Below are 23712 nucleotides of genomic sequence, written 5' to 3' on the forward strand. Positions count from 1 at the left end.
GGGGGTCTGCGGCCATGCCGGGCGGTGCAGTCGGCCCGCCCGGCCGCTCCGGGCACCGGCGGCGCGGTGCACGCACGGGTGTCCGGCCAGGTGGGCAGCCGGATGGGAGACTATTCGGGTGAACGCGTTTGGATCTTCAGCATCCGGGGCTGCCACCCCGGTCAGCGCGGTGCGGCGGCGTGCTGTCGTGGACGCGCTGCGGCGCGGCGCTGTCCCCGAGAGCGGCCTCGACCTGCTTGCCACCGGACTAGACCGCTTCGAGCGGGCCGTCGATGAGGAACTGGACACTGTCGCCGCAGGCGGTTCGGTGTTCAAGGCCGTGCGCGGCGAGTACGGATCCGGCAAGACCTTCTTCACCCGCTGGCTCGGCGAGCGCGCCAAACGGCGCACCTTTGCCGTGGCCGAGGTGCAGGTGTCAGAGACCGAGACCCCGCTGCACAAGCTGGAGACGGTCTACCGGCGACTCACTGAGCGCCTGGCCACCGCCAGCTTCCCGCCCAGCGCCCTGCGGCCGGTCGTGGACGCCTGGTTCTACGCACTCGAGGAGGATGCACTCGCCGACGGCGCGAGCGAGAGCGAGCTGCCACAGGCCGTGGACCGGCTGCTCACTGCCCGCCTGGCCGAGGTGTCCCGACACGCCCCCGCGTTCGCCACCGCCCTGCGCGGATACAAGCAGTCCCTGGATGCCGGCGACGAGGCCACCGCCGCTGCGGTGATGGCCTGGCTCGGCGGCCAGCCGCACGTCGCCGCAGCCGCCCGGCGCAGTGCAGGCGTCCGCGGTGACCTCGACCACTTCGGTGCCTTCGGCTTCCTTCAGGGCCTGCTCACCGTGCTGAGAGACGCCGGGCACGCCGGCCTCGTCCTCGTCCTGGACGAAGTAGAAACCCTGCAACGGGTCCGCTCCGACGCCCGCGACAAAGCACTCAACGCGCTGCGGCAGCTCATCGACGAGGTCCACTCCGGCCGTTTCCCCGGCCTGTATCTCATCATCACCGGCACGCCCGCCTTCTACGATGGGCAACAGGGCGTACAGCGACTCGCACCGCTCGCCCAGCGCCTCGCCACCGACTTCACCACCGACCCCCGCTTCGACAACCCGCGGGCCGTCCAGATCCGGCTGCCCGGATTCACCGAGGCATCACTGACCGGCCTGGGCGCCACCATCCGCGACCTGTATACCGAAGGCTCCCAGTCCCCCGACAGGATCAAGCAGCTTGCCGACGACGCCTACCTCACCGACCTGGCCCGGGCTGTGGGCGGGGCACTGGGCGGGAAGGTCGGAGTCGCACCACGGCTGTATCTGAAGAAGCTGGTTGGCGACGTACTCGACCGGATCGATCAGTTCCCCGACTTCGACCCGCGCAGGCACTACAAGCTGACCGTGGGCAGCAGTGAGCTCACCGCCACCGAACGGAACTTCGCCGCGCCCGCACCGGCCGCCTCGGCTGACGACCTCGACATCGACCTCTGACGCCCCAGTTCCCGAAGTCCCGAACTCTGACGAACAGCCCTGGAGTTGCAGACGTGCAGGAGCAGCCGCGCGGCACTGACCCGCTGGAGCGCCTTGACCCGGTAGTCCTGCACCACATCGTCAACACGCTCGGGTGGCCCGATCTGCGCCCGCTGCAGAAGGCGTCCGTGCACCCGCTGATGAACGGTGAGGACGCGGTCCTGCTCGCGCCGACGGCGGGCGGGAAGACGGAGGCCGCCACCTTCCCCCTGCTGTCCGCCATGCGAGAGCAGCGCTGGACCGGCACCTCCGTCCTCTACCTGGCCCCGCTCAAGGCGCTCCTGAACAACCTGGTGCACCGGGTCGACAGCTACGCCCAGTGGCTGGGGCGCCGAGCCGCCCTCTGGCACGGCGACACCCCCGAGTCCGTACGCCGTCGCATCCGCACCGAATCCCCCGACTTTCTGCTCACCACACCCGAGTCGCTCGAAGCGATGCTCATCAGCGTCAAGACCGACCACGCACACATGCTGGGCCGGGTGCGTGCCGTCGTCGTCGATGAGGTGCACGCCTTCGCTGGGGACGACCGCGGCTGGCACCTGCTTGCCGTGCTCGAACGCCTGGAACGGCTCGCCGGCCACCGCATCCAGCGCATCGGGCTGTCCGCCACAGTCGGCAACCCCGACGCCCTGCTCATCTGGCTCCAGGGCGCACGCCCCGCCGATCGCCCCGGCCGGGTCGTCGCCCCCGGCGTGACTCTGCCCGCCACAACCGGGACCACCGAACACCCGCGCCCCGCAGGGGAGGTGGAGCTCGACTACGTCGGATCGCTCGCCAACGCCGCCAAGGTGATCTCCGCCCTGCACCGGGGCGAGAAACGGCTCGTCTTCTGCGACTCCCGCAAGCAGGTGGAAGAACTCGGTGCGGCACTGCGCGCCCGCGACGTCACCGTGTTCCTCTCACACGCCTCGCTGTCCACCGACGAACGCGCACGCTCCGAGCAGGCATTCGCCGAAGCCCGCGACTGCGTCATCGTCTCCACCTCCACCCTGGAACTCGGCATCGACGTCGGCGACCTCGACCGTGTCATCCAGATCGACTCCCCCGGCACAGTGGCCTCGTTCCTGCAGCGCATCGGCCGCACCGGGCGTCGCGCCGGCACATCCCGCAACTGCCTGTTCCTCGCCACCCGGCCCGACACCCTGCTCCAAGCCGCCGGCCTGCTCACTCTGTGGGCCCGTGGCTGGGTGGAACCCGTCACCCCGCCCCCCTCACCCCGCCATCTCGTCGCCCAGCAGATCCTCGCCGTCACCCTGCAGGAACACCGCGTCGGCGACCGGTTGTGGCCCGAGCAGTGGAACGGCCTGGCTCCCTTCGACCAGTCTGCCGCGCCCCTCCTGTCGCACCTGGTCGCGGAAGGCTTCCTCGACAGCGACGGCGGCATGCTGTTCATCGGCTCCGAAGCCGAGAAGCACTTCGGCCGCCGGCACTTCATGGAGCTGACCGCCTCCTTCACCGCACCCCCTGAGTTCACGGTGCTCGCTGGACGCACCGAGATCGGCACCACCGACCCCACCGTCCTCACCGAAGAACGACCGGGCCCGCGCCGCCTGCTGCTGGCCGGCCGCAGCTGGCAGGTCACGTTCATCGACTGGGCCCGACGCCGTGCCTTCGTGGAACCCGTCGAGGACGGCGGCATCGCCAAATGGCAGGGCAGCGAAGCCCGCGGGCTGTCGTACGTCCTCACCCGCGCCATGCGCGACGTCCTGCTCGGCACGGATCCCGACGTCCGCCTCACCCGCCGCGCCGTCGCGGCCCTTGCTGAACTCCGCATGGACCGCGCACCCTACGAAGTACACCCGGCGGGCACCCTGCTGGTCCGCGATCCGGACGCCACCCGCTGGTGGACCTGGGCCGGGTACCGCGCCAACGCCACCCTCACCGCCTCCCTCGGCAGCCTCGCCGACCCCGTACAGCGCCCCACTGACACCCATGTCCGCCTCCGTCAGGACCTCTCCCCCACCGACTGGAAAACCGCCCGCGCCGAGCTCCCCGACTCCCTCACCCTGCCCACCGTTGACCCGCGGGCAGTCCGCGGCCTGAAGTTCTCGGCGGCCCTACCGCCCCGCATCGCCACCACCACCCTCGCCGAACGCCTCGCCGACTTCGACGGCGCCCTCGCCGCAGCCCGCGAGCCCGTACGGATGGAATGGGGCACCTGAACAACCCGGAACACAGGCGAATTTTCGGGCGGCTGAGGCCCTTCTCGGCCTGGAGGACGCTCGCGCTCATCTCGATGTCGATGCGGTGGCCGGTGCTGTCTACCCACCTAGGCTTTCACCACGAGGGGCAGGCAGGTCCTGCTCACCGAGGTTGAGGTCCGCCTCCACCAGCCACGCCCCGGTTCCAGCCTTGATTCCAACGCACTTACTCGAGCTCAAGAGATCACCCATTTGAGCTGGAACCACTCAGGTTGCCATGACTGCGTCCAGATGCGCTTGCACCGGCTCGAACAGCCCATATGGCACGTACTGCGGAATATCGTCATGGGCGACCCACGCAAGCTCAGCCAACTCCTCGGCGTCCGCGACATAGGCAGTACCGCCCACCACTTCACAGGCCGTGTACGACATCAACCGACCCGTCTTCGGGTGGACCCGCTCGCCGAGCAGCTTCATGGCAACCACCTCCACCCCGGTCTCCTCGTGGGTCTCTCGTACGGCGGCGTCTTCGCGGCTCTCACCCGGCTCAATTTCGCCGGCCGGGAACTGCCACGAGAGCTGTCCCTCGCTGACCCGGCGCCGCACCATTAGCACGCGCCCCCCGCTGACGACGATGGCCGCGGCGATGCCCGGCTGCTCCTCCGCGTTCTGCTGCGTCACGCTGCTCCTCCAGGACAGCCAGGATGGGTGGGAAGATCGTATCGACGGGGATAAAGCGGGTGACCGAGTTTCTTGGGACCCATATGACGTCGATGTTCTCGACTGCGTCGGTGTTGCTGGCTTCGCCTGCCAGGTATTCGCAGAGGAAGTACTCGCACAGCACGCCGGTCACCGGATGAAGCCGGTTCCCAAGGCGCTGCCGGACCGCACAGTGGACACCCGTTTCGTCGAAGGTTTCCCGCACGGTGGGTGGTCTCCGCCTTGGCTCCTGGCTTGATGACACCGGCCGGGAACTGCCAGGTGATCCCGAAAGGCATCACCCGACAGGCCCGGACCGACCACGTGAGCAGGCACGACCGAGAAACCGCCAGCGATCACGCCGCCGCGTAGCTCGCCAGGAACAGATCTTGCGCCCGCTCCACATCCCTCGGCGTACGCAACTGCACCTCCAGATCACCCGTCCCGTGGTGACCGAGACCGGAGACATCCCGGGTGAATCCCGGGACAAGGTCGACTTCCTTCGGGTCGACCTTCAGGTAGACCAGCAGCTTGCTCCGCTGTGGCGGACAGAGGCAGGCGAAGTTCCGCAGCCGCTGGTACGCCCGGTACGTCTTGCGCTCGACGCGGTTCACACCGTCCCCGAGCCCGAGCAGTGCCTCATCGACCGCGCTCGCCAGCTCAACCATCGACGCGTCCTGGACGTCGGCTGTCGCCCGGGCAACCGCCCGGCGGCGGGCCCGGCGTGCCGCCTGCATGCCGCCGCTCCCGGACGCCACGGTCTCAAGCCCGAGCAGGTCGCTCCCGAAGAGTCGGTAGCGAACCAGGTCGATCGAACGCCGGTGCTCGTGCACGGCATGCACGTCGTAACGCGTGAAGTCGCCGACGATACATATCAGGCGAGGGCTGCTCCACAAGACATTGGACGCGGCCCTCATCCCGAGCCGGTCGCGGACCAGGTGCTCGATCTCGGCACGGTGGTCCATTAGCCACGCCAGGTAGAACAGGCCCTGGTTGATGACGCCGGCGTCGACGCCGCGCTTGTACTCGACGATGACTGGCGATCCGTTCTCGTCCAGCCCGAGCGAATCGATCCGGCCCCTGTGGACCAGCCCGGTGCCGTACTCGCTCGCCAGGAAACGGACGCCTAGCAGCGTCTCCATGTGCGCCTCGACGAGACCCTGCACATCTGCCTCGACCTCAGCAAGACGCGGCATGACCTCGCTCACGCCGCTTTGCGATGCGTCCGTCCGGAACAACTTCAAGCCGACCACCCCCGTTATCGCATAGGAGATGGACAACGTCGGACGGGCGGAGAATTGTTTCCGCAACCAGCACGAGGCACGTGAAGAACGTGTGCCGGAGGCCCGATCGACTGGTTCAGCGCTCCGAGGCTTACCTCCCGGACGTCCGCAACTTCGGTGCGAAGTCCATCGCCGAGGTCATGGAAAAGCTCCCCGGGATGGGCCTGGCCCTGAAGGACAGCCCGCCCGGATTCAACCCGCCCGCCGCCGCCTTCGACGCGGACGCGGGCTTCGTGGAGACCGAGCAGTACCGCTGAGCCGCGCGCCGGTCATAAGACAAAGCGTCCAGGGACAGGAGAACCTCACCGCTGTTTCGACGCCCTCAGGGGACCTCGGGCGGGTCGCGCCAACGTACAGCCAGGTGGACAGCGCCGAATGCCGCAGGTCGTACAGCCGTTTCGCCGGCAGGGAGCTGACGAGAAGGGGGCGTTGCCCGAGGCCGGCACCTCGTGCATTCAGATATAGAACTTGAACTGAGGCAGTGGCTCCCGGTCTGCGGGGATCTCCCTCATGATCTCGCCGACCAGCCCGGAGAACTTGATCGTGATCGGCAGGAGTCCGCCCAATGCGGCCGAGTTCCAATTGAGCTTCGTGAGCGCGAGGACTTCCTTCAGCAGAGCATCTCGCGAAGAATCCTGTCCGACATGGTCTGCGACCTGGAGCGGCGCCGGAACGTGCATCCCGTGGAACTCGTTGAGCGCGGATATGTAGCCCGTCGTGTACAGGTAGTCCAAGTCACCGAAAGTGAAACGGGTTCCGCGCAGCGGCGGGTACTTCGATGTGGTGATGAGACGTACCCGGCTCTGCACCTCAAGCGCCATCAGGTCGTAGCGCCGCACACGGGACTCGATCGCCGCGCGGAAGCCGTCACGTTCGTCCGGCCAGTAGCGCGAGGTCTTGTGGACCACGATGCGAGCCGGGGTCTGCTTCATGGCTGCCTCGTACCGGTCGAGTACCAGGGCCATCAGCTGGTGCGCGCCGTCAGCCGTCAGGTGAGGCGAACGACTCCCGGTCTTGTTCGGATCCCACTCGAATTCGTGTCCCCGGAGAACCAGTCCTTCCCCTCGCTCGTCAAACGCCTGCACGAGACTGGTCTGCATCGTCGCATCCGCGCTACCCAGTGGCCGATAGAAGCCGATGCCGACGTAGCAGGTCCCAGGCGTAAGGCCGTACGGACTCCACGGATAGCCTCCCGCCTTGCAGTACATCGCGGTGAAGAAGTTCCAGGCGATGCGGGAGGGCGGTGTCCTGTCGCGCCCGTCGAGCGTGGGCGCTCGGACGATCTGCGTTGGTATGCGGAACTTCATGGCGCTCGCCTTGAGAGCCCGGCGCAGGTCGCGATGGACCGCGCCGGTCTCTTTGCCGGTGTAGTCGGCCGTGCCGCAGCGCGTCACGATCTGGTCGGACAGCGCGATCACGACGTAGTCGGGGACGCTGTCACGCTCTGCCAACTGCCGGAACTTGGCCTCGAACAGGGTCAAGGCAGCGTGGAAGCGGTCCTTCTGCGACTTGATCTCCAGTACCTGCCGCAGTTCGGTCTGCCCCAGTTCTTCATTCCACGCGTCGTCGAACTCCAGCGACGAGAAGAACCCGCGGTCGGGCATCCACCCAGGGAACTCCGGGTTGTTCAGATCCCCGCGTACGCCCTCGGCGCGACTGCTCATCCAGGTACGGGCCGCCTCGACGAGCTCGGCGGTACCGATCAGCCCCACGCGCAGCCGGGTGGGATGGCGGCCCGATGCCGTCCAGGAACGCGGCCCGTAGCGTGCGATGCCGGCCTTGGGGTCAATGTGCAGGCCGTCGTCGGCGAACTGCAGCAGCGGTTCGGGAAAGTAGGTGCTAGCGATGAGCGACGGGGAGCCGGCGGGCGAGATCCTCGGTGGAGCAGGGCGTGCCGTCATCGCAGCGTTTCCTCCGCGTCGTCGTCTTCGTCGGCGGCATCATCGTCCTCGCTCAGACGCTCCGCCTCGGCCCAGGTGAAGAGGTCGTCCACGTAGTCGACATTCTTGAAGGGCATGTCGTGCTCGGGGGGAATGCCCGGCCAGCGCACCTGTCCGCTACTCAGCGATGTCGAGACGATCAAATTCTGCCTGTCCGTGCCGAAGGGGAAGAAAATCCGCGGAGTGCTCCTGCCGAGGAAGTCCCGCCAGAACTGCACTTCGCCCAGGAGGTCGTGGTTGAAGAGGCGGGACTTCTTCCGGGTCACCTGCCGCCCGATGTACTTGGCCTGTATGGACTCGAAGCCGTCGGAGGTGACACGCAACTCGGGTCTGACGCTCAGGCACCACTGGTTGTCACCGATGAGGAAGAAGCGCAGCGAAACAGCACGGTGAAGCCAATAGTTGCGAGCCTCCCCGGTCGCTCGCTTCTTGGGCTGCCATACGACGCTCCGGGTCGCCCTGCTGGCATTCAACGGCCGGTACGGCACGGAGCGTTCAACGCCAGCAGCCTCCGGTTCGAAGTAGTAGCGGTGGTGGTCGTGGTCGAGCCGCAGTCCGAGACGTCCGGTGAGTTTGTTCAGCGACCGGTTCAGCAGCGCGACGTACCACCCCAGCCTGTCGGGATCCGTCCACCACTCCTTGGTGGAGAAGCGCTCGGTCTCCGTGCACGCCACCACGTCGACGAACGGGTTGCTGGTGTCCCGCAAGTCCTGGAATGCCCACAACCGCCCCTCACGCAGGATGAACGGCGTCATCGTCCCAGCAGATGCCGCGGCTGGCCGGACCTCGTTCTCCCGGCCGACAGAGCAAGGAGCTCCGTAGATGTAGCGCGGCATCTGCGTAACCGGCAGCACGTTGCTGTACACGGTGTCGTTGACCATCGGGGGCAGCTCCGTCGGCACGTTGGAACGCCCGCCAAGCCTGCGCTCGATCCGCTGTTCGTGAGTCTCCTTCATGGCGTGCAGACGCTCCACCGTGTACTTCGCCAGCGCACCTTCGGAGTCGATCAGCTGGTGATGCTGATTGCACAGCAAGATCAGGTTCTCGTACCGATTGCGCTCCTCCGGCGTCAACGGTGAATCGCCCCGCGGACCGTTCGGGCTCTCCGCCACGATGTGGGCCATCTCGCCAAGCACCACAACGGGGTCTTCCGGCGTCCCCTGAGCCGTCAGCAGTAAGCCGCATCCGGGAAAGGCGCAGATATTGCCGGAACGCTGGGTCAACTTGCGTTGCTGCGCGACAGGTACGGCCACAACACCTCCTCCAGGTAACCCACATGCTACGGACGACCTCTGACAAAGGCCCTCCCTCGCCACAGGAGTGCGAACCATCGGGGCTCCGCTGCGTCGCAGCACCCGCTGGTGGGTCGTCACCGCGTCGGCCCAGCCTCTGATCTGCTGACCACTGGTTGTGCTGTCTTCGCTCAGTCCCTCGACCTGCTCGGCGAAAGTCCGGTGTGGACAAAGTCTCACACCGACTCCGGCGAACCGTCAGATTGATCGTCACCGCACGAACTCCGATGGTGACATCGACCGGCCTGCGCCGGTAAGGGCCGTGACACGCATGAGTTGGCGGCACACGACGGGTACGGCGCCGTCGCGCGATCGCGGCGCAGCAGTGATGGTGAGTGTCGTGCCGGCGATATGGAGGTCAGTCACGGTCACCGACGCCAGGTCCGGCAGCAGCAGGTCGAAAATTTGATCACGTAACACACGCCGCATGATCGATCTGAGGCATGGTCCGCCCGTGGCGGTTGTGGTCGGGGCTACTTGACCTCGCCCGAGAAGATCGCGGTTTGGTACTTGATGGCCTCGGGCGTGACCTTGATCTGCACCTTGTGCGCGTCCTTCGGGAGTGGGCAGCCGTCCTTCCAGGTGGCGTCCTCCCCCGGGTCCACGTAGCTTTTCGCCCCCCAGGTCGCCGACCCCGCCGCTTCGAGTCCCTGGGTGCTGTCGTAGACCGGCTCGCCGTCGGCGCAGGAGAGGGAGAACCGGGTGAGGTCCATTATCTCGCTGGCGCCGTTGTGCACGGTCACCTTGAAGGCGACGAAGGGCTGCGGCTTGACAGAGGCGTACTCGCTCGTGACGCCCCGAGTGAAGTCGGACACGGTGGCGGTCGTACCGTCGGGCGACTTGGCCCTGTGGCCCAGGGCGACGGTCAGGGTGCCGCTGTCCTTGGTCTGCTCGTTGCCCTTGGCGTTGCCGTCGGTCTCCTTGGATGCGGTGCTCGCGCCGTGGCCGCAGGCGGTCACGGAGCCCAGGACTGCCACGAGTAGGAGGGACAGGCACACGGTACGCGTCTGCACACGGGTCTCTTTCCCTGTGGTGGAGGCTACTTGACTTCACCGTAGAAGATGGCGGTGGGCATGCTGCTCATGCCTCGTCGTGCGGGCTGATCTCGATCTGCGTCTTTAGGGCGGGCTCTGCATGTACACACCAGGCTTGGCCTGCCGGGTGAGCACACGCGAAGCGTCGCGCTCCCTGCGCGGGAGACTCACAGACGATATCCGCCTCCCCAAAACCACGAAAACGGCAAACGACGCCGCTATCGGGACGCACCTTGCGGTGCCCTCGGGCATATGCGCGCGGGTAGCCGACGGCGCCCTGCACGCCCCCTGTCGCCACTGCGAGGTTCGCCCGCCGGACCCCATCGCTCGAGAGCAGCCCGCACCAGACCTCCCAGGACGCAGCCCGATGGCTCACTGCTCGTGTCCGATCGGTGCAACCCGAGCGAGGTACCGGGCTCGCTCCGATGCCATTTTTCGGCTCGCGAGAGGCAGGGGCCGTCATATCTAAGCTCATGCGGGCGACTCCGGAGACATCGGCAACGGTGCTACGGCATATCCCACCACCCACCACTGACAGCGCGGGCCGCGCGCCTTCCCGGAGTCGAAGGCAGAGCGGTTTTCAGAGATCCCCATCGAAGCATCCCGCAGGCCGTAGCGCCGCCGACCACAGTGCTGTCCGGCAGCGCCAGCCGACGATAACCGAAATCATGAGCGGGTCAATCGCATAGACATTCGAATTCCGAGAGACGTTGTCAGTGCGGTCGGGTATACCGGTCGGCTATGAATGTTGCTCAGGAAGCGGCTGCGTCGGCCTCCGGGGGTACGCAGGCACCATCGGTTGACGGCGACTTTCCAGATGACCACCGCCCCGCTGCTGCGGTCCCTGCATCGCGGGACGCCCGCCTCGGCGGAGAGAGAGACTCGCGGACCGCTCAGGACGACTACCTGCTGGTGGAGCTGCTGTGTGCCGCGTTGGTGAAAATCCGCCTCGAACGACAGCGGGCCGGCGTTCAAGCCCGCGGCACGGACGGGTCGGGGCCATTGCCGCGTGCCTGGCGTGATGCACGCGGCCGGTTGTGGTGGAAGGCGCAGTCACTGGGTTTGGAAGGCCCCAGCAACGACCTGGAGCTGTTCGACTGGTGCCGTCGCCCGCTGGGATCGTGGCCTGTACCGCTGTCGCTCACCGAGGGCGATCTCGAAGTGGTGCTGCTGGAGGGTGATGCCCTGTCTGAGTTCGCCGAGCAGGCGGCAGACCTGATCCAGCACGCTGACGTCGAGGCGGAGCTCGTTCAGAATCAGGTTTTTGCCGCCCTGATGCTGTGTGCCCGGATGAACGGTAAGGACGACGACGCTGTCCAGCGGGTCTACTGCCGGTTGCGGCGCCTGCTGATCGACCATCCGGTGCTCCCGGACCGCGAGGTCCAGGCGCTGGCGCGGGAACTCCCGGCAGCGGACTCCGACCATGACTCGTTCCTCGCGAAGTTCGTCCGCGTCGCCTACGTCCACCACCCGGTCCAGGCGCCGGGAAAAGTTCGCCTGCGGCGCTGTGCCGACTGCCGGAATCCGGTTGACGACGGGGCCGTTGGCTGTGGGGCTCCCGGCTGTACAGGGGTGCCAGAGCGGTACGAGGTGACGTGTCTGGGCGCGTATTGGGCCCAGCACCGGGCAACCCGCCAGTTCTTCCACGATCCGGGACTGCTGGAGGGACGGCTGCTGGACCGCCTGGGCGAACTCGCCGACGGCACACTGTGCATCGAGGACTGGCCGTGCCTGGACGCGTGGGATATGGCGTTGGCGTTCGAGGCCCGGGAACCGGGTGCAGAGGCGGAGCTCTGGGCCGTCGATGCCAAGGACTGCTCAAGCCCTGCCCTACTCGCCCGGGGCTTTCGTTGCGATCCACGCGTGCCGGCGCGGCGACGCATCATCGTCATCCCCATGCACCGCCTCAGAACTCCCGGCTACCGCACGGACCTTGAGCGCGAACTGCAGGGCCGCGTTTCCGGCGTCGAAGTCCTCGACGAGAAGACGTTCCTGCGGCAGGCCACCGTCCGTGCACGTCAGGGAGGAGGAACGCGATGAGGGACACCCGCGCCTGGAGCAAGCAACTGGTGAAGGAGCTGACGGACGACAGCGTGCGCCCCCTGCTCGGCCCCCTCAGGCCGTGGGAAATCTGCGCGCTGGAGATGGGCCTGTCGTTCCTGGACGACCATCTGCCCGGCCAGGGCGTCGGCGCGCTGTGGCCGGTGCTGTCCGGTTACATGCGTCTGGATGAGGACCTGGGTCCGCAGCTGCGGACTCTGCGGGAGGTGATGGGCCCGCTTGCCAAGACCGGAACCATGCGGGAGAAGCTCGATCAGTACGTGAAGCTGCCGGTACAGGTGCGGGGCTTCGAACCCTGCGACATGCGCGGCCACAAGCCGGAGTTGTCGACCGTGTTCACCCGGCGGTCCACCCCGTACGCCGCGGCCCGTCATGACCTCTACCGTCAGACGCTGCAGAAAATCGCCCCCTACCAGACGGCGTCCCCGTACCGGCCGGTGCCGCCGGGTTCGGTGTGTTCTTTCGAGCGGGCCGACGGCAGGCGGGAACAGATCCGCGTCCCCGAGACTCTCATCCCGGCGCCGGCACCCGCGGTGCTGTCCGCAGCAGTCTCCCGAGTGCAGGAGCCCATCCACCTCACGCGGAATGACTTCCAGTGGGCTGCTGAACAGATCGATAAACTCCTGGAAGCCCATCCGGAGATCGAAAACCGGGACTTCGTCAAACGGTTCGAGCAGATGGAAGCCCTGCTGGCCGACCACACCGAAGGTCATCTCCTCGATCAGCAGTGGCGGATGACCATTGACCGCATGTGGCACGTGGTCGGCCTGATGAACAGCGGCAAGTCGACCCTGCTGGACCTGATCGCCTTCATCGTCGCCCGCCGCGGCGGCAAGGTCGGGTTCGTCCTCGCCTCCGGCAGCGACGTGTTCGCCAAAGTCAGCTTCCTGCAGGCCCTGGGCATCGATGCCGTGCCCATCTTCGGACGCACCCGGGAAGGCGTCCACAAGGACCGGTTCTGGCGCTCCCTGCTCCACGACGGCGAGACGACATTCCCCACGGGGCTGGACCCTGCCGCGGCGTTCGCCGACGACCAGTGCTACCTAGAGGAGCTGCGGCTGACCAGCAGGACCGACCGGGCCCCGCTGCCCCGCGAGGAGCGGCCCTGCACAGGCCGTCTCACCGTCGTCGGCGAGAGCGGGCGTCGAGACTGCCCGCTTCTGTCCCAGTGTCCTTCGCATACGGCGGCACGCAAGGTTGCCGAAGCACAGGTGTGGGTGACGACCGCGGCGGGCCTGGCCTCGACGAGGATGCCTCAGTCCCATATCGAGGTCCGCGTCGCCGAAGCGGCACAGCACCACCTGTCCGTCCTGCTCGTCGACGAAGCCGACACCGTGCAGCAGCAATTCGACGACCGGTTCCTGCTGCACGAGATCCTTTCCCAGCCCGGCAGGGGCTGGAGTCACCGGGTAGGCGACCGAATCGGGCAGCGGCTGGAGCACTCCTGGTTCCTCGATCTGCTGAACCCGGAGGTGACGGCTGGCGACAAACATTTCCGTCGGCACGATCAGGCACTGACCGAGCTGTACCGGCTGGTCATCGCCTCTGGTGCGGACGCACTGCGCGACGTCATCGCCGAGGGTCCGTTCACCGGCTACAGCCTCATGCGGCGCTTGGCCCGCAGCCTTCACGGCCTTGGTGAACGGACTGACTTCACGGACAAGGCGGAACAGGAAGAAGCCGCCGACTACTACTTCGAAGCGCACTTCGCCTCGCTGCTCTCCGCCCCGTTTCAGGCTCCTGCGGCGAACTGGGCCGAGCTGATCGAGGCGATGACGGCAGCCCACGACACTCGTGTCTCAGCCCAGGAGGCCGCAGAGGCATGGATCACGACACACCAGCCCGCCATCGACGAGGCGAAGGTCCGAGGCACGCTGGCGGAGTACGCACAACTGCTGCAGGCCGGGGTGTGGGCCGCGCGAATCACGACCTCCTTCTTCGAAGTCGCCCAACGGCTGCACGCCATCAGCTCCTCCCCGATCGGCGACGGAGAGGACTTCTGGAGCCGGCAGCCGCCACGTGACCTGATGCCGTTCGTGCCCGAACAGGCTGCCGGGAACCTGATGGCACTTCAGTGGCAGCCCAACCCCGGTGGTGACAGCGGGTCGTTCAGCATCCTGTGGCTGCGCGGGGTCGGCCGCTGGTTGCTCTACCACCTCCATGATCTCCTGACAGCCGAGGGCATCGAGGGACCGCATGTCGTCCTGGCCTCCGCCACCAGCTGGATGCCCGCCTCGCCCCGCTTCCACCTGGACGTCGCCCCGAACCTGGTACTCCGGGAGCCGGCCAAGGCCAGGGCGGCGCTGAAGGAGAGCAAGATGTTCTTCCGCCCGCCGCGCTACCCCGACGGCCGTCCCGTCTTTACTTCGGGCACCGGCGGCGACCCCATTCGCCATGCCCACGCGCTGTGCACGGCCGCCGACTGGATCTGCAACCCGGCCCCCGGTGCGCGCGAGTCCCTGCTCCAGCAGGCCCGTCTGCGGCTGGCCGAAGACCGTCAGCAGGTCCTGTTCACCGTGCAGAGCACCCGCGATGCCCAGACAGTCGCCGACTACATCAACCACAAGACCCCGTACACGGCCCTGCACGTCATTCGCGACGACGACCCGCCCACCCGGCACAGCATCCCGAGGCGCCGCCTGCCCACCTTTGCCGCGTCCGACGCCGACATCCTGGTTGCTGCCGAAGGCGCCGTCCAACGCGGCCACAACATCCTCAACGCCCGCCGCGTCGCAGCCCTCGGCGCGGTGTTCTACCTGGCCCGCATCCACCCACCCGCCGACGATGCCACCTTCCCGCTGTCCCTGCTCAGCCGCGAGGCGATGCGCCGCCTCCGCGACCCGATCGAGCTGGCCGACCCCTCGGTCGATCCCGTCGACCTCGCGCGCAAACTCCGCCACGGCGAACGCCGCCGCTGGCAGCAGCGGGTCGGAGAGCCGGTCCTGTTCTCCCGCCTGACCGACCCGGTCGAACACGCGGCGTTCGTCGGCAACTTCCTCGTCCCGCTCCACCAGACAATCGGCCGCGGCATCCGTGGCAACGAACCGGTTCTGGTGTACCTCTGCGACGCTGCCTTCGCGCCCCGCACCGCCACGCTCGACGAAACCGCGGCCGACACTCCCCGCACGAGCGTGATCGTCGCCGCCCAGCAACTCCTGCACGGTTGGCTCACCGATCCAGGCCCGACCGCCACCGCGGCACAGCGCCTCGACCATGAACTCGCCCGCGCCTGCTGGGGCCTGGCCTCCCATCTCCTCGACAACATCGACTGGGGTCACCGCTGATGCCCGCCTACCGCGCCACCCAGGCCACCGTGCTCACCTTCGCTACCGGGGCCAGCTGGCCCGTCACCGGCTACCGAGCGACCTGCCCACCGGGGATGCTCAGCCTTCTGCAGGACGCCTGGGAAGCCCGCCCCGGCCGTCGAAAGCGCAACGGACCCGACAGCCTGCCCACCAGGTCGTTGAGGGACTTGATCACCCTCATCGACCCGGAGATCACCTCCGTGCACTGGGACCCTCGCCATCCGGCCTGGCTGCGCGCGCGTACCGAGATCGACCCGGATCTGCTGCTGATCGCGCTGTCGGCATGGGCCTCCGCTCATGTGGCGCCCCAGGTGCCGGACACCGACTGGTACGGCCGTCTCGAAGGCGCCGGACAGTTCGAATGGATCCCCGAAGACCTCGACCTCGCCCAGCACGGCCTTCATCTCAACGGCACCGCCAACCCTCCCGCGCACGTCTTCGACCTCCTGCCCAGCCTCGTCGCCGAACATCTCACCACCACCGATCTTCAGCTCCTGGGCCACCGCCGTGACCTGCGGCTCGGCCCCACCCAGGCCGACGGCCGCCGCGCCCTGCATCTCGGCCAGCCGGAGCCCCTCATCGATGACGACGGCGCGGCCGGAGCCAGCGTGGACGTCCTCACCCTCCACCTGGAAACCGTGCCGGGGGTCCCTGAAGTCCACCTCCACCTCGACCTGGGCATGACCCGCTTCGCGACGAACGCGCTCGACTACATCCCCCGCCGCGGAAACGGCGACCCCACCGCCAGCGTCCTGCTCTCCGCCAAAGAGGGATTCATCCACCGCCGCGAACGTCCCATGCTCCTGCAGAGCTCCGTCATCATCCGCCGACGCGGACAGGACAGCTCATGGACCTGGCAGCCGGGCGTCGCCAGCATCCTCGCCCGCCTCACCCACCACGAGCCGCCCAGCCTCGACGAACTGCGCGCCGCCCCGGGCAACGCGGCGGCTCAGCCCTTCGCCGCGCACATCGTCCACAGCACCGGCATGACCTACCGCCATCCGAACCAGGACGGCGCCCCGCCGGCTCGTGCCACCCACGACCACCCTGTCGGCCACGGCTACCAGCCCCGCGACCATATGGAGGTCCTCACTCAGGTCGCCCGACAACTGGAGGACAAGGGGCTGGTCCCCCTGACGCCCAGCCCCAAGGCACGGACCCGGTCGAAGACACGCCTGCCGATGCATCTGCCCGACTCCCCCACGTACGAAATCGAAGTCTGGGCCTCTTCCGACCGCACCTGGCAAGGTCTACAGACAGCTGCCGCCGACAAACTCGGCCTGACTCCCGCCACCTCAACAGCGGCGTGCGCCAGCTTCACCGGACCGATCAACCTCACCCTCCACCGCCACGACCCGCAAGACTTGGCCGCCGGTCTGCCACGCTCCACCGAGTCAGACCCGGCAGCCCGGCGGGCCGCCTACGAAGCCAGCGAGGTCGAACGCACGGCGCGAATCACCCGTGCATTCCCCCGCCTCGCCCACCCCATCGCCTGCATCGTGGAGATGGAAGGCGCGGCCTACTTCTCCCGCACACACCAGCGCGACCCCAAAACCCTCTTCAAGAAAGTCCTCCCGAGCCTGCGCCGCAACGTCCAGGGCCTGCGCCCCATCCCGCCGGCCAACCCCAATCCCAGCAAAGCAGCCCTCGCCAAGCGTTTCCTCGGCACCGACTTCGCGACCACCGACATCGAGCGCGCCACTTCCGCCCTCCGGGACGCCCTCCGCCAGGCCGGACACCTGCCCAAACTCCCCGCCCCACCCGGCATCGAAGGCCCCTTCGAGCTGATCACCGTCTGGCTCGCCCCCGCAGGCGAGCGGATGCTCGTGCCCATGCTGATCCGTCAGCACACCCACGAGGAACCCACGGCACAACTCATGACGACGACGGGCAGCCCCACCGAGCGCCCCATGCCGTTGACCGCCCTACCGGAAGCCCTCGTGGCCGGCCGCGGACGCGTGCCCCGTACCGCACGCGCGGCCCTCGCCGAATTCCTCACCAACGCCCTGTCGCTCGACTCCACCGCCAATCGCCTGCTGCTCGTACGCCGCGCCCGGACGAGCGACAAGGACATCTGGCCCTGGCTCCAGGACAGCCGCATCACCTTCGACCAGCTCGTGCTGCCGGGCATCGACCTCACGGCCCCCAACGCGGACCCAGACCGCCGTAAGCCCGGCGACCAACCGGGCCTGCGCATCATCCGGCTACGTGAGCGCAGCGATCGCTCTGCGGTGCCCAGGGCCTTCGGTGTCACCCAGGAAATGGTCAGCGCCGGCGACGACACCGACGAGCTGATCCCCGTCACCCGTCACGGACGATTCTCCGGCCTGGTCGAAGTTGGGGAACGCGCCTTCTGGGGCATCAACCCGCGCCCCGATCAGAATCAGACCCCTCTCACGATCACCAAGTTCGACCCGGCCCAGACCGGCAACCGGACCTGGACCTGCTCCAACCCGACCTCCCTGGAGATCGTGCCCGCCTTCCTCCAAGACGGCGACAACCCGGCCGACTGGGCCATGTACGTCCAGGCCCAACGACGCCTCCACGCCCACACCGACATCGCCACCACGTGGCCCGCCATCGTCCACCTCGCCGAGCTGATGGAGGAATACATCGTCTGATCGGCCAGCCCATGCCGCTGCTGACTGGTCAGGTCACACGCGCTAGCCGGATGGGTATGAGGCCATCCGGCTACGCGTCACCGCACCCAGGTAGATTCCGCCGAAAGCCGCCCAGGTAGCAATGGCGGATTCTTCGGCGGGCCGTTGTCGTCACCGTACGAACCGCAGCGGCCATGCATCCACGTCGCGGACAGCGGACACACAGATCGTCCCACGTCATTGAGGGTCCTCCCCGCCCACGTCCTCCATCGTCACTGGGAGCTCCGGGTCAGGAGTCGTACGCCCATGCCCGGCCGGTCTGCCGGTACTCCTCAACGCGGATAGGCAGAACCCCTGACTGCATACGATCCGTGTACAGCAGGCCGTCGAGGTGGTCAATCTCGTGCTTGACGAGGCGGTCCAGGCCGCGCTGGTAGACGTTGGTTACCGTGGCACCGTTGAGGGATGTGGTCTCCACGGTCATTCTCAGAGGGCGAGACACCTTCCCTCGCACGTTGAAGAAGGACAGGTACCCTTCGTACTGCTCATCGCTCTCCTCCGACACATCCGTGACACGAGGGTTGAGGACGACGATGGGGCCAGCGCCGGACTCGGCAGGCTGAACGACAGCAGCAGCACGGGTAATGCCGATCTGAGGCGCGGCGATCCCCAGCCCTTGGCGAAGGTGTGCACCTGGGCGATGCACTCTATGAACGCGAAGAGTCTGTCCACAACACGTTCCGCGCCATCCCGCTCGGCGGGAAGGTCGAAGGGACGTGCCGGCTCACCGAGGATGGGGGCGCCCGCCTGGACGACCCCGAGGTTGCGCGTCTACTCGCTGGGCCCCTTGGCGCACCAATCATCATCACGTTTGTCACGGGGTGAGATGATGACCGGCGCCCGGCTGGTGGGTGGCCGCCGGGCCTGGGAGGGTAAGTGGCTGGGGTCGAAGGCCGAGCACTGGTGGATGCCTGCTGGGCTGTAGCGGATCTACTGCGGAGCAGCATGCCGGCCCATCAGTACCGCGACGTGATACTCCCGTTCACCTTTCTGCGCCGGATGGACTGCCTGCGCCGGCATGAGGTGGGCCTGGGGCTGAAGGTGACGGCCACGGAGGGGGAAGGCGGCGTCGCGGCCGCAAGCTCGGACTCGGCGCAGGCCGGACTGGACGAGACAGGCGGAGCTACGGACACTCGGGACAGCCTCGGCGGATTGCTCACCGCGGTTGACGAGGCGTCACCGGATGCCGAGAAGCTGCTCGCCGAAGCACTGAAGGGCTTTGCGCGAGTGTTCTCCGCCGAGGTCGTGGAAGTACTGGACGCGTTTCAATTCGCCGCTGAGGTACAGAGGCTGGCGAGCGCGCGTGTGCTGCGTGGCGTTGTGTCCGGGTTCGCAGAGCTCGATCTGAGTCCTGATGCCGTCTCCGACCAGGAGATGGGGTCGGCGTACGAAGAACTGGTCTGGCGTCTCGTCGAGGCGGCGCCGGAGCGATCGGGCGAGCACGCGAGCCCCCGCGACGTGGCCACGCTGGCCGCCAGACTGCTGCTCGGCCCAGACGCGGCGACGCTTGACCGGGCGGGCCGGCCCATCGCCGTCCATGATCCGTGCTGCGGCACCGGGGGCATGTTCACCGCCGTCGAGGACTACCTGCGCGGCCTGGACAGTCCCCCCGAGGTGAGGGTCTTCGGCCAGGAGATCAACCCGGAGAGTTATGCGATCGCCCGCTCCGAACGCATCATGAGCGGCACGGATGCGACGGGCATCTGCTTCGGGAACGTCCTCAGCGACGACAGGCACCGAGGTGAGACGTTCGACTATCTGCTGTCGAACCCTCCGTGGGGGGTGGAGTGGCGACGGACACACAGCGAAGTGAAGCGCGAAGCTGAGGAGTTGGGCCACGACGGCCGCTTCGGGGCGGGGCTGCCGCGTATCAGTGACGGTTCCTGGCTCTTCGTGCAGCACATGGTCGCCCGTATGCGGCCTCCGGCCGAAGGTGGCGGCCGGGCAGCCATCCTGCTCCCTGCCTTGACGCTGAACCGGGGCGGTACCGGATCGGACGAGGCGAAGCTCCGGCAGTGGCTTTTACAGAACGACCTGTTGGAGGGTGTGGTCGCCCTGCCCACGCATCTGTTCGTCAACACCGGTCTCTCCGCGTCTCTGTGGCTGCTGTCCAACCGCAAGCCGCCCCGGCTGCGGGGCAAAGTCATCGCGTTGGATGCCCGAGGCCACTTCGCGACCCTGCGCGAGACGCTGGCGAGTAAGCGGCACTATCTGACGGACCAGCACATCGCCCGCCTCGGCGAGCACTACGAGGTCGCATACGGGGGCAACTTGGGGGAGCAGCAAGAAGCCGATGGTGAGGACGGGGCGTTGCTCCTCGACGTTGATGACCTTGGCTATCAGGAGGTCACGGTCGAGCAGCAGCTGCGGCAGTACTTCGCGGTGAGCGACGACACCGTCAGCGATGCCGAATCCTGGCCGACACGTGCATCCTTCGACGGAACGGATGCCCTGGTGGGAGCACTTCGTGCGTTGAACGGGCAGAACTGGCCCACCTGGAACGCGTTCGAGGGCGCCTTCTCCACGGCCCTGAGGAACGCAGGTCTGTCGGCGGAGCTCCCGCGTTCATTGTCGCGCCGGGTACGACAGGCGGTGGCCGTATCGGCCCCGGAGGGGGAGCTCCAGAAGGACACGCGGGGGCGTCCGCTGCCGGATCCCGAGCTGCGGCACAAGGTGCGGGTGCCGCTGGGACAGGATGTGGACGAGTTCATCGAGCAGGAGATCGCGCCCGAGTACCCGAACCTGTTGCGCGATCAGATCGGCGTCGAGACCGGCTACACGTTGCCCCAGGCCCCCTTCCTGTTCGGCGTGCCCGGTACGGGCTTCGGTCCACTGTCCACAGTGGCACGGCGCGTGGGAACCGGCTCACCCGGTAGGCGGCCCACGGGCCTGCCTCTGCTGAGCGGCCGAGACCTCCAGACGGTGGCGACCGCGGCGGAACTCTCGGAGTCTGCCCGGCCAGGGCAGGCTGTGGCCATCTGTACCGGCGGTGACGTGGTGGGACTCGCGGGCAACTGGCGTGTGTTGCCTGCGGAGTTCGGGGACGCCGTGACCGGTCTGACCGTGCTGCGTCCTATCGGCAACAACGGCCGAGCCTTGTGCGAGTGGATGCGGACTCGGGCGAGCGAAGAGGACGGCCCTTACTCGCGCGTGTCCATGAACTCGCCCGTGCCTGTCGAGCTGATCAAGGACCCTGAGTTCAACGCGCATCTGGACGACCTCGACCACGGCAGAGCGGCGCTCGCCGTCACGACCTCAAGAATCCTGCCGAACGTGTTCCAAGGTATGCAGGCTGGTCTCGACGAGATGCGCCGTGTCGCCAAGGCATCCGCATACGAGGCGCGCATCATCGAAGAACTTGTCCAACCGCTCGGGGACCCGGTCCGACGGGCCGAGTGGACCTACCCGTACCACGTCGCGGCGCTGGCCCGGCAGTACCGCATCGCCACGACGTCGGCCCCTCGCAAGGATGCTCTCCTGAAACTCGCGGAAGGCGTGGCGCGCTGTGTCGGGGTGCTTGCCGTGGCGGTCCAGATACACCGTGACCAGGGCTACGTTGACACCCTTCGTAGAAACAGATCCCTCTCGCAGGGCGGTGCGACCTTCGGGACATGGGAGAAACAGATCGAAGCCCTGGTCAAGGCCGGGCCTATCCCCGAACTTCCGGAGCTGGAGGGCTCCCTGGACCCTGGTGGGGTGCTCGGAACGCTGCGCGAACTGCGCGGGATGCGGAACGACTCCAGCCACGCGAGCAGGGTGCAGCCGGAACACAAGCTGGAGCGGGAGGTCGAGACGCTTCAGCCGCTGGTCGTGGCGGCCCTGGAATCGGTGGGCTGGCTGTCCGCCCTCCGCTGGGAACTGGTCGACACCTGTGCGTACGCCGGGAACGGCGGATTCACCCTGATCGGGCGACGTCTCCAAGGAAGCCATCCTGACTGGGAGCCTTTCGAGCGCTCGTTCCCCGACACCCTCGACCCAGACCGCATCTACGTGGAGGGCCCCTCATCCCCGCGACCGTTGCCGTTGTGGCCCGTGGCACGGGCCGAGGTCTGCGAGGACTGCGACGCACGGGAGCTGTTCCTGTTCCACAAGTTCGACAAGACGAGCGGGGACATCACAATGCGCTGCGGCAGGGATCACAAGTTCCCTCGGGACGACACCTGAAGTCGTGCCACGCCCGCGGCCCTGGACTCCAACGGGTTCGCGCGTCGGGCACCCCCGCTGAAGCGGTGGCCGACGAACTGGTCGCGCCCGGACTTGCCTTCGAACCGGACCGATGTCAGTGCGAGAGCCGGGCATCCACGAGTAGGCGCGCACGATGAGCACTCCGTCCCGGCGTCACTCGACGAGTTCGGCCGGGGCCTGCCTACGGGCGCTTGGCCCTGCCCCGACACATCGGCTGGGGCCCGCACGACGAGTACGACCTAGCCGGCGCACCGTGGACTGACTCGCATCAGTCGGCGCGGTCAGTGACGGCTTCGGTCTCCTCCCTTCCCCCCCGATGGCTCAGGGAGGATGCGGGCTAGCATCGCAGGCCGCCCGGCACCCGAAGCACCGCTAACGATTACGGCGAGCTGATGACGGCTCGGGCAAGTGAACGCAGCCTGCTTCGAAGCGGGGCAACATAGTGCGGGATCGCCGGTTGGCCAAACCGGCGATCCCGCGCATCATTGATGGTCCACCGCCATTACCTGCCCGTACGTCGGAAGGCACGACCACCACGACATCCAAAGCAGCCCCCCGTACGCCTTCACGTCGCAAACACACCGGACGGCTACGCCGCCGCGTAACTGGCGCGGAAGAGGTCCACGGCCCGCTCCATGTCCCGCTCGGAGCGCAACTGCACCTCCAGGTCGCCCGTGCCGTGGTGGCCCAGCCCCGTCACATCCCGAGTGAAGCCAGGTATGAGGTCGACCTCCTTCGGGTCGGCCTTCAGATAGACGAGGAGCTTGGTCTTCTGCGGCGGGCAAACGCAGGCGAAGTTCCGCAGGCGCTGATACGCCCGGTACTGCTTCCGCTGCACCCGGCTGACGCCGTCCCCGAGGCCGAGCAGCACCTCATCAACCGCCTCCGCCAGCTCCGCCAGCGAACCGTCCTGCTCTCGAGCGGGCGGCAGCCCGACCGCGCTGCGGCGAGCCCGCCGCGCGGCCGGCGTCCGCCCGGTGACGGAAGCCACGGTCTCAAGTCCAATCAGGTCCTTGCCGAAGAACCGGTAGCGGACCAGGTCGATGCTGCGCCTGTGCTCGCGTACGGCGTGCCCGTCGTAGCGTGTGAAATCGCCGGCGACACAGATCAGCCGGGGTGCGCTCCACAGCACCTGGGACGCGGCCGATACCCCGAGTCGGTCGCGTACCAGGTACCGGAAGGCGTCCTTGTGCGCCATCAGCCACGCCATGTAATACAAGCCCTGATTGATCACGCCGGCTGCGGTGCCGCGCTTGAACTCCACGACCACCGGCGCCCCGTTCTCATCGAGCCCCAGCGAATCGATCCGGCCACCGTCAGCGCAGTCGATGACGTACTCGCTCGCCAGGAACCGCACCCCCAGCATCGTCTCCATGTGCGCCTCGACGAGGCCCTGCACATCCGCCTCGACCTCGGCAAGACGCGGCATGACCTCCGTCACGCCGCCATTCGTCGTGTGAAACAGCTTCAGGCCCGACACCTTCCCCTCCTCGGCTCGAAGATCGAGAACGCAGGAGGGGGGTAGATCTATTTCCGCGTGGGCGCACCGAACAGGTGAGGAGATGTGAGACGGTGACCACCTGGCACAGTCGGGCACCCCCG

14 protein-coding genes and 2 pseudogenes are annotated in these 23712 nt (G+C 67.5%); 7 read left to right on the plus strand and 9 right to left on the minus strand.

The window, feature by feature from the left end; translation table 11 throughout:
* The first annotated feature begins 118 nt into the window (after positions 1 to 118).
* Both brxD and AC3ET3_RS22245 read left to right on the plus strand, forming a co-directional pair.
* Complete coding sequence (brxD, locus tag AC3ET3_RS22240) at positions 119 to 1471, plus strand: BREX system ATP-binding protein BrxD (RefSeq protein WP_435612747.1); 1353 nt, start codon at positions 119 to 121, stop codon at positions 1469 to 1471.
* 53 nt (positions 1472 to 1524) lie between these two features.
* Positions 1525 to 3672: a DEAD/DEAH box helicase gene (locus AC3ET3_RS22245; RefSeq protein ID WP_435612748.1), complete on the plus strand. Its 2148-nt coding sequence runs from the start codon at positions 1525 to 1527 to the stop codon at positions 3670 to 3672.
* Between the two features lie 246 nt (positions 3673 to 3918).
* On the opposite strand, the gene AC3ET3_RS22250 is transcribed toward AC3ET3_RS22245, so the two are convergent.
* From AC3ET3_RS22250 to AC3ET3_RS22260, 3 genes and pseudogenes are all read right to left on the minus strand, one after another.
* Positions 3919 to 4332 carry an NUDIX hydrolase gene (locus AC3ET3_RS22250; protein ID WP_435612749.1) on the minus strand — a complete coding sequence of 138 codons (414 nt, stop codon included), beginning with the start codon at positions 4330 to 4332 and terminating at the stop codon, positions 3919 to 3921.
* A 1-nt stretch (position 4333) separates the two neighbouring features.
* Positions 4334 to 4640, minus strand: a pseudogene (locus AC3ET3_RS22255) (NUDIX hydrolase); the annotation flags it as partial.
* 66 nt (positions 4641 to 4706) lie between these two features.
* Complete coding sequence (locus AC3ET3_RS22260) at positions 4707 to 5603, minus strand: DUF5655 domain-containing protein (protein WP_435612762.1); 897 nt, start codon at positions 5601 to 5603, stop codon at positions 4707 to 4709.
* 101 nt (positions 5604 to 5704) lie between these two features.
* On the opposite strand from AC3ET3_RS22260, the pseudogene AC3ET3_RS22265 reads away from it, so the two are divergent.
* Positions 5705 to 5890 (plus strand): annotated as a pseudogene (locus tag AC3ET3_RS22265) (DNA-directed RNA polymerase subunit alpha); the annotation flags it as partial.
* Positions 5891 to 6088: 198 nt separating this feature from the next.
* Here the strand turns inward: AC3ET3_RS22265 and AC3ET3_RS22270 are convergent.
* The 4 genes from AC3ET3_RS22270 to AC3ET3_RS22285 all read right to left on the minus strand — a co-directional run bounded on the left by AC3ET3_RS22270 (position 6089) and on the right by AC3ET3_RS22285 (position 9878).
* Positions 6089 to 7534 (minus strand): argonaute/piwi family protein, encoded by a 1446-nt coding sequence (locus AC3ET3_RS22270; protein WP_392366071.1) that lies wholly within the window; start codon positions 7532 to 7534, stop codon positions 6089 to 6091.
* Positions 7531 to 8826, minus strand: coding sequence for an HNH endonuclease (locus AC3ET3_RS22275; protein WP_435612750.1), 1296 nt, complete (start codon positions 8824 to 8826; stop codon positions 7531 to 7533). The genes AC3ET3_RS22270 and AC3ET3_RS22275 overlap by 4 nt, the downstream gene beginning before the upstream one ends.
* Positions 8827 to 9075: 249 nt before the next feature.
* Positions 9076 to 9285 (minus strand): hypothetical protein, encoded by a 210-nt coding sequence (locus AC3ET3_RS22280; RefSeq protein WP_435612751.1) that lies wholly within the window; start codon positions 9283 to 9285, stop codon positions 9076 to 9078.
* A 53-nt stretch (positions 9286 to 9338) separates the two neighbouring features.
* Positions 9339 to 9878, minus strand: coding sequence for a hypothetical protein (locus AC3ET3_RS22285; protein WP_435612752.1), 540 nt, complete (start codon positions 9876 to 9878; stop codon positions 9339 to 9341).
* 933 nt (positions 9879 to 10811) lie between these two features.
* Here AC3ET3_RS22285 and AC3ET3_RS22290 point away from each other — a divergent pair.
* The 3 genes from AC3ET3_RS22290 to AC3ET3_RS22300 are packed head-to-tail and all read left to right on the plus strand — an operon-like array spanning position 10812 to position 17886.
* Positions 10812 to 11939, plus strand: a complete 1128-nt coding sequence (locus AC3ET3_RS22290) for a restriction endonuclease-related protein (RefSeq protein WP_435612753.1) — start codon at positions 10812 to 10814, stop codon at positions 11937 to 11939.
* Positions 11940 to 11992: 53 nt separating this feature from the next.
* Positions 11993 to 15244 (plus strand): pPIWI_RE_Z domain-containing protein, encoded by a 3252-nt coding sequence (locus AC3ET3_RS22295; RefSeq protein ID WP_488191833.1) that lies wholly within the window; start codon positions 11993 to 11995, stop codon positions 15242 to 15244.
* On the plus strand, positions 15244 to 17886 hold the full coding sequence (locus AC3ET3_RS22300; RefSeq protein WP_435612755.1) for a pPIWI_RE module domain-containing protein: 2643 nt from the start codon (positions 15244 to 15246) through the stop codon (positions 17884 to 17886). The genes AC3ET3_RS22295 and AC3ET3_RS22300 overlap by 1 nt, the downstream gene beginning before the upstream one ends.
* Positions 17887 to 18154: 268 nt before the next feature.
* Here AC3ET3_RS22300 and AC3ET3_RS22305 read toward each other — a convergent pair whose 3' ends face one another.
* Positions 18155 to 18571 (minus strand): peptide deformylase, encoded by a 417-nt coding sequence (locus AC3ET3_RS22305; protein ID WP_399019630.1) that lies wholly within the window; start codon positions 18569 to 18571, stop codon positions 18155 to 18157.
* Between the two features lie 257 nt (positions 18572 to 18828).
* Here AC3ET3_RS22305 and AC3ET3_RS22310 point away from each other — a divergent pair, with 257 nt between their 5' ends.
* Positions 18829 to 22089: an HsdM family class I SAM-dependent methyltransferase gene (locus AC3ET3_RS22310; protein WP_435612763.1), complete on the plus strand. Its 3261-nt coding sequence runs from the start codon at positions 18829 to 18831 to the stop codon at positions 22087 to 22089.
* A gap of 610 nt (positions 22090 to 22699) precedes the next feature.
* Here the strand turns inward: AC3ET3_RS22310 and AC3ET3_RS22315 are convergent.
* Positions 22700 to 23590 carry a DUF5655 domain-containing protein gene (locus AC3ET3_RS22315; RefSeq protein WP_435612756.1) on the minus strand — a complete coding sequence of 297 codons (891 nt, stop codon included), beginning with the start codon at positions 23588 to 23590 and terminating at the stop codon, positions 22700 to 22702.
* Positions 23591 to 23712 lie beyond the last annotated feature (122 nt).

The sequence above is a fragment of the Streptomyces sp. bgisy159 genome (assembly GCF_057707805.1).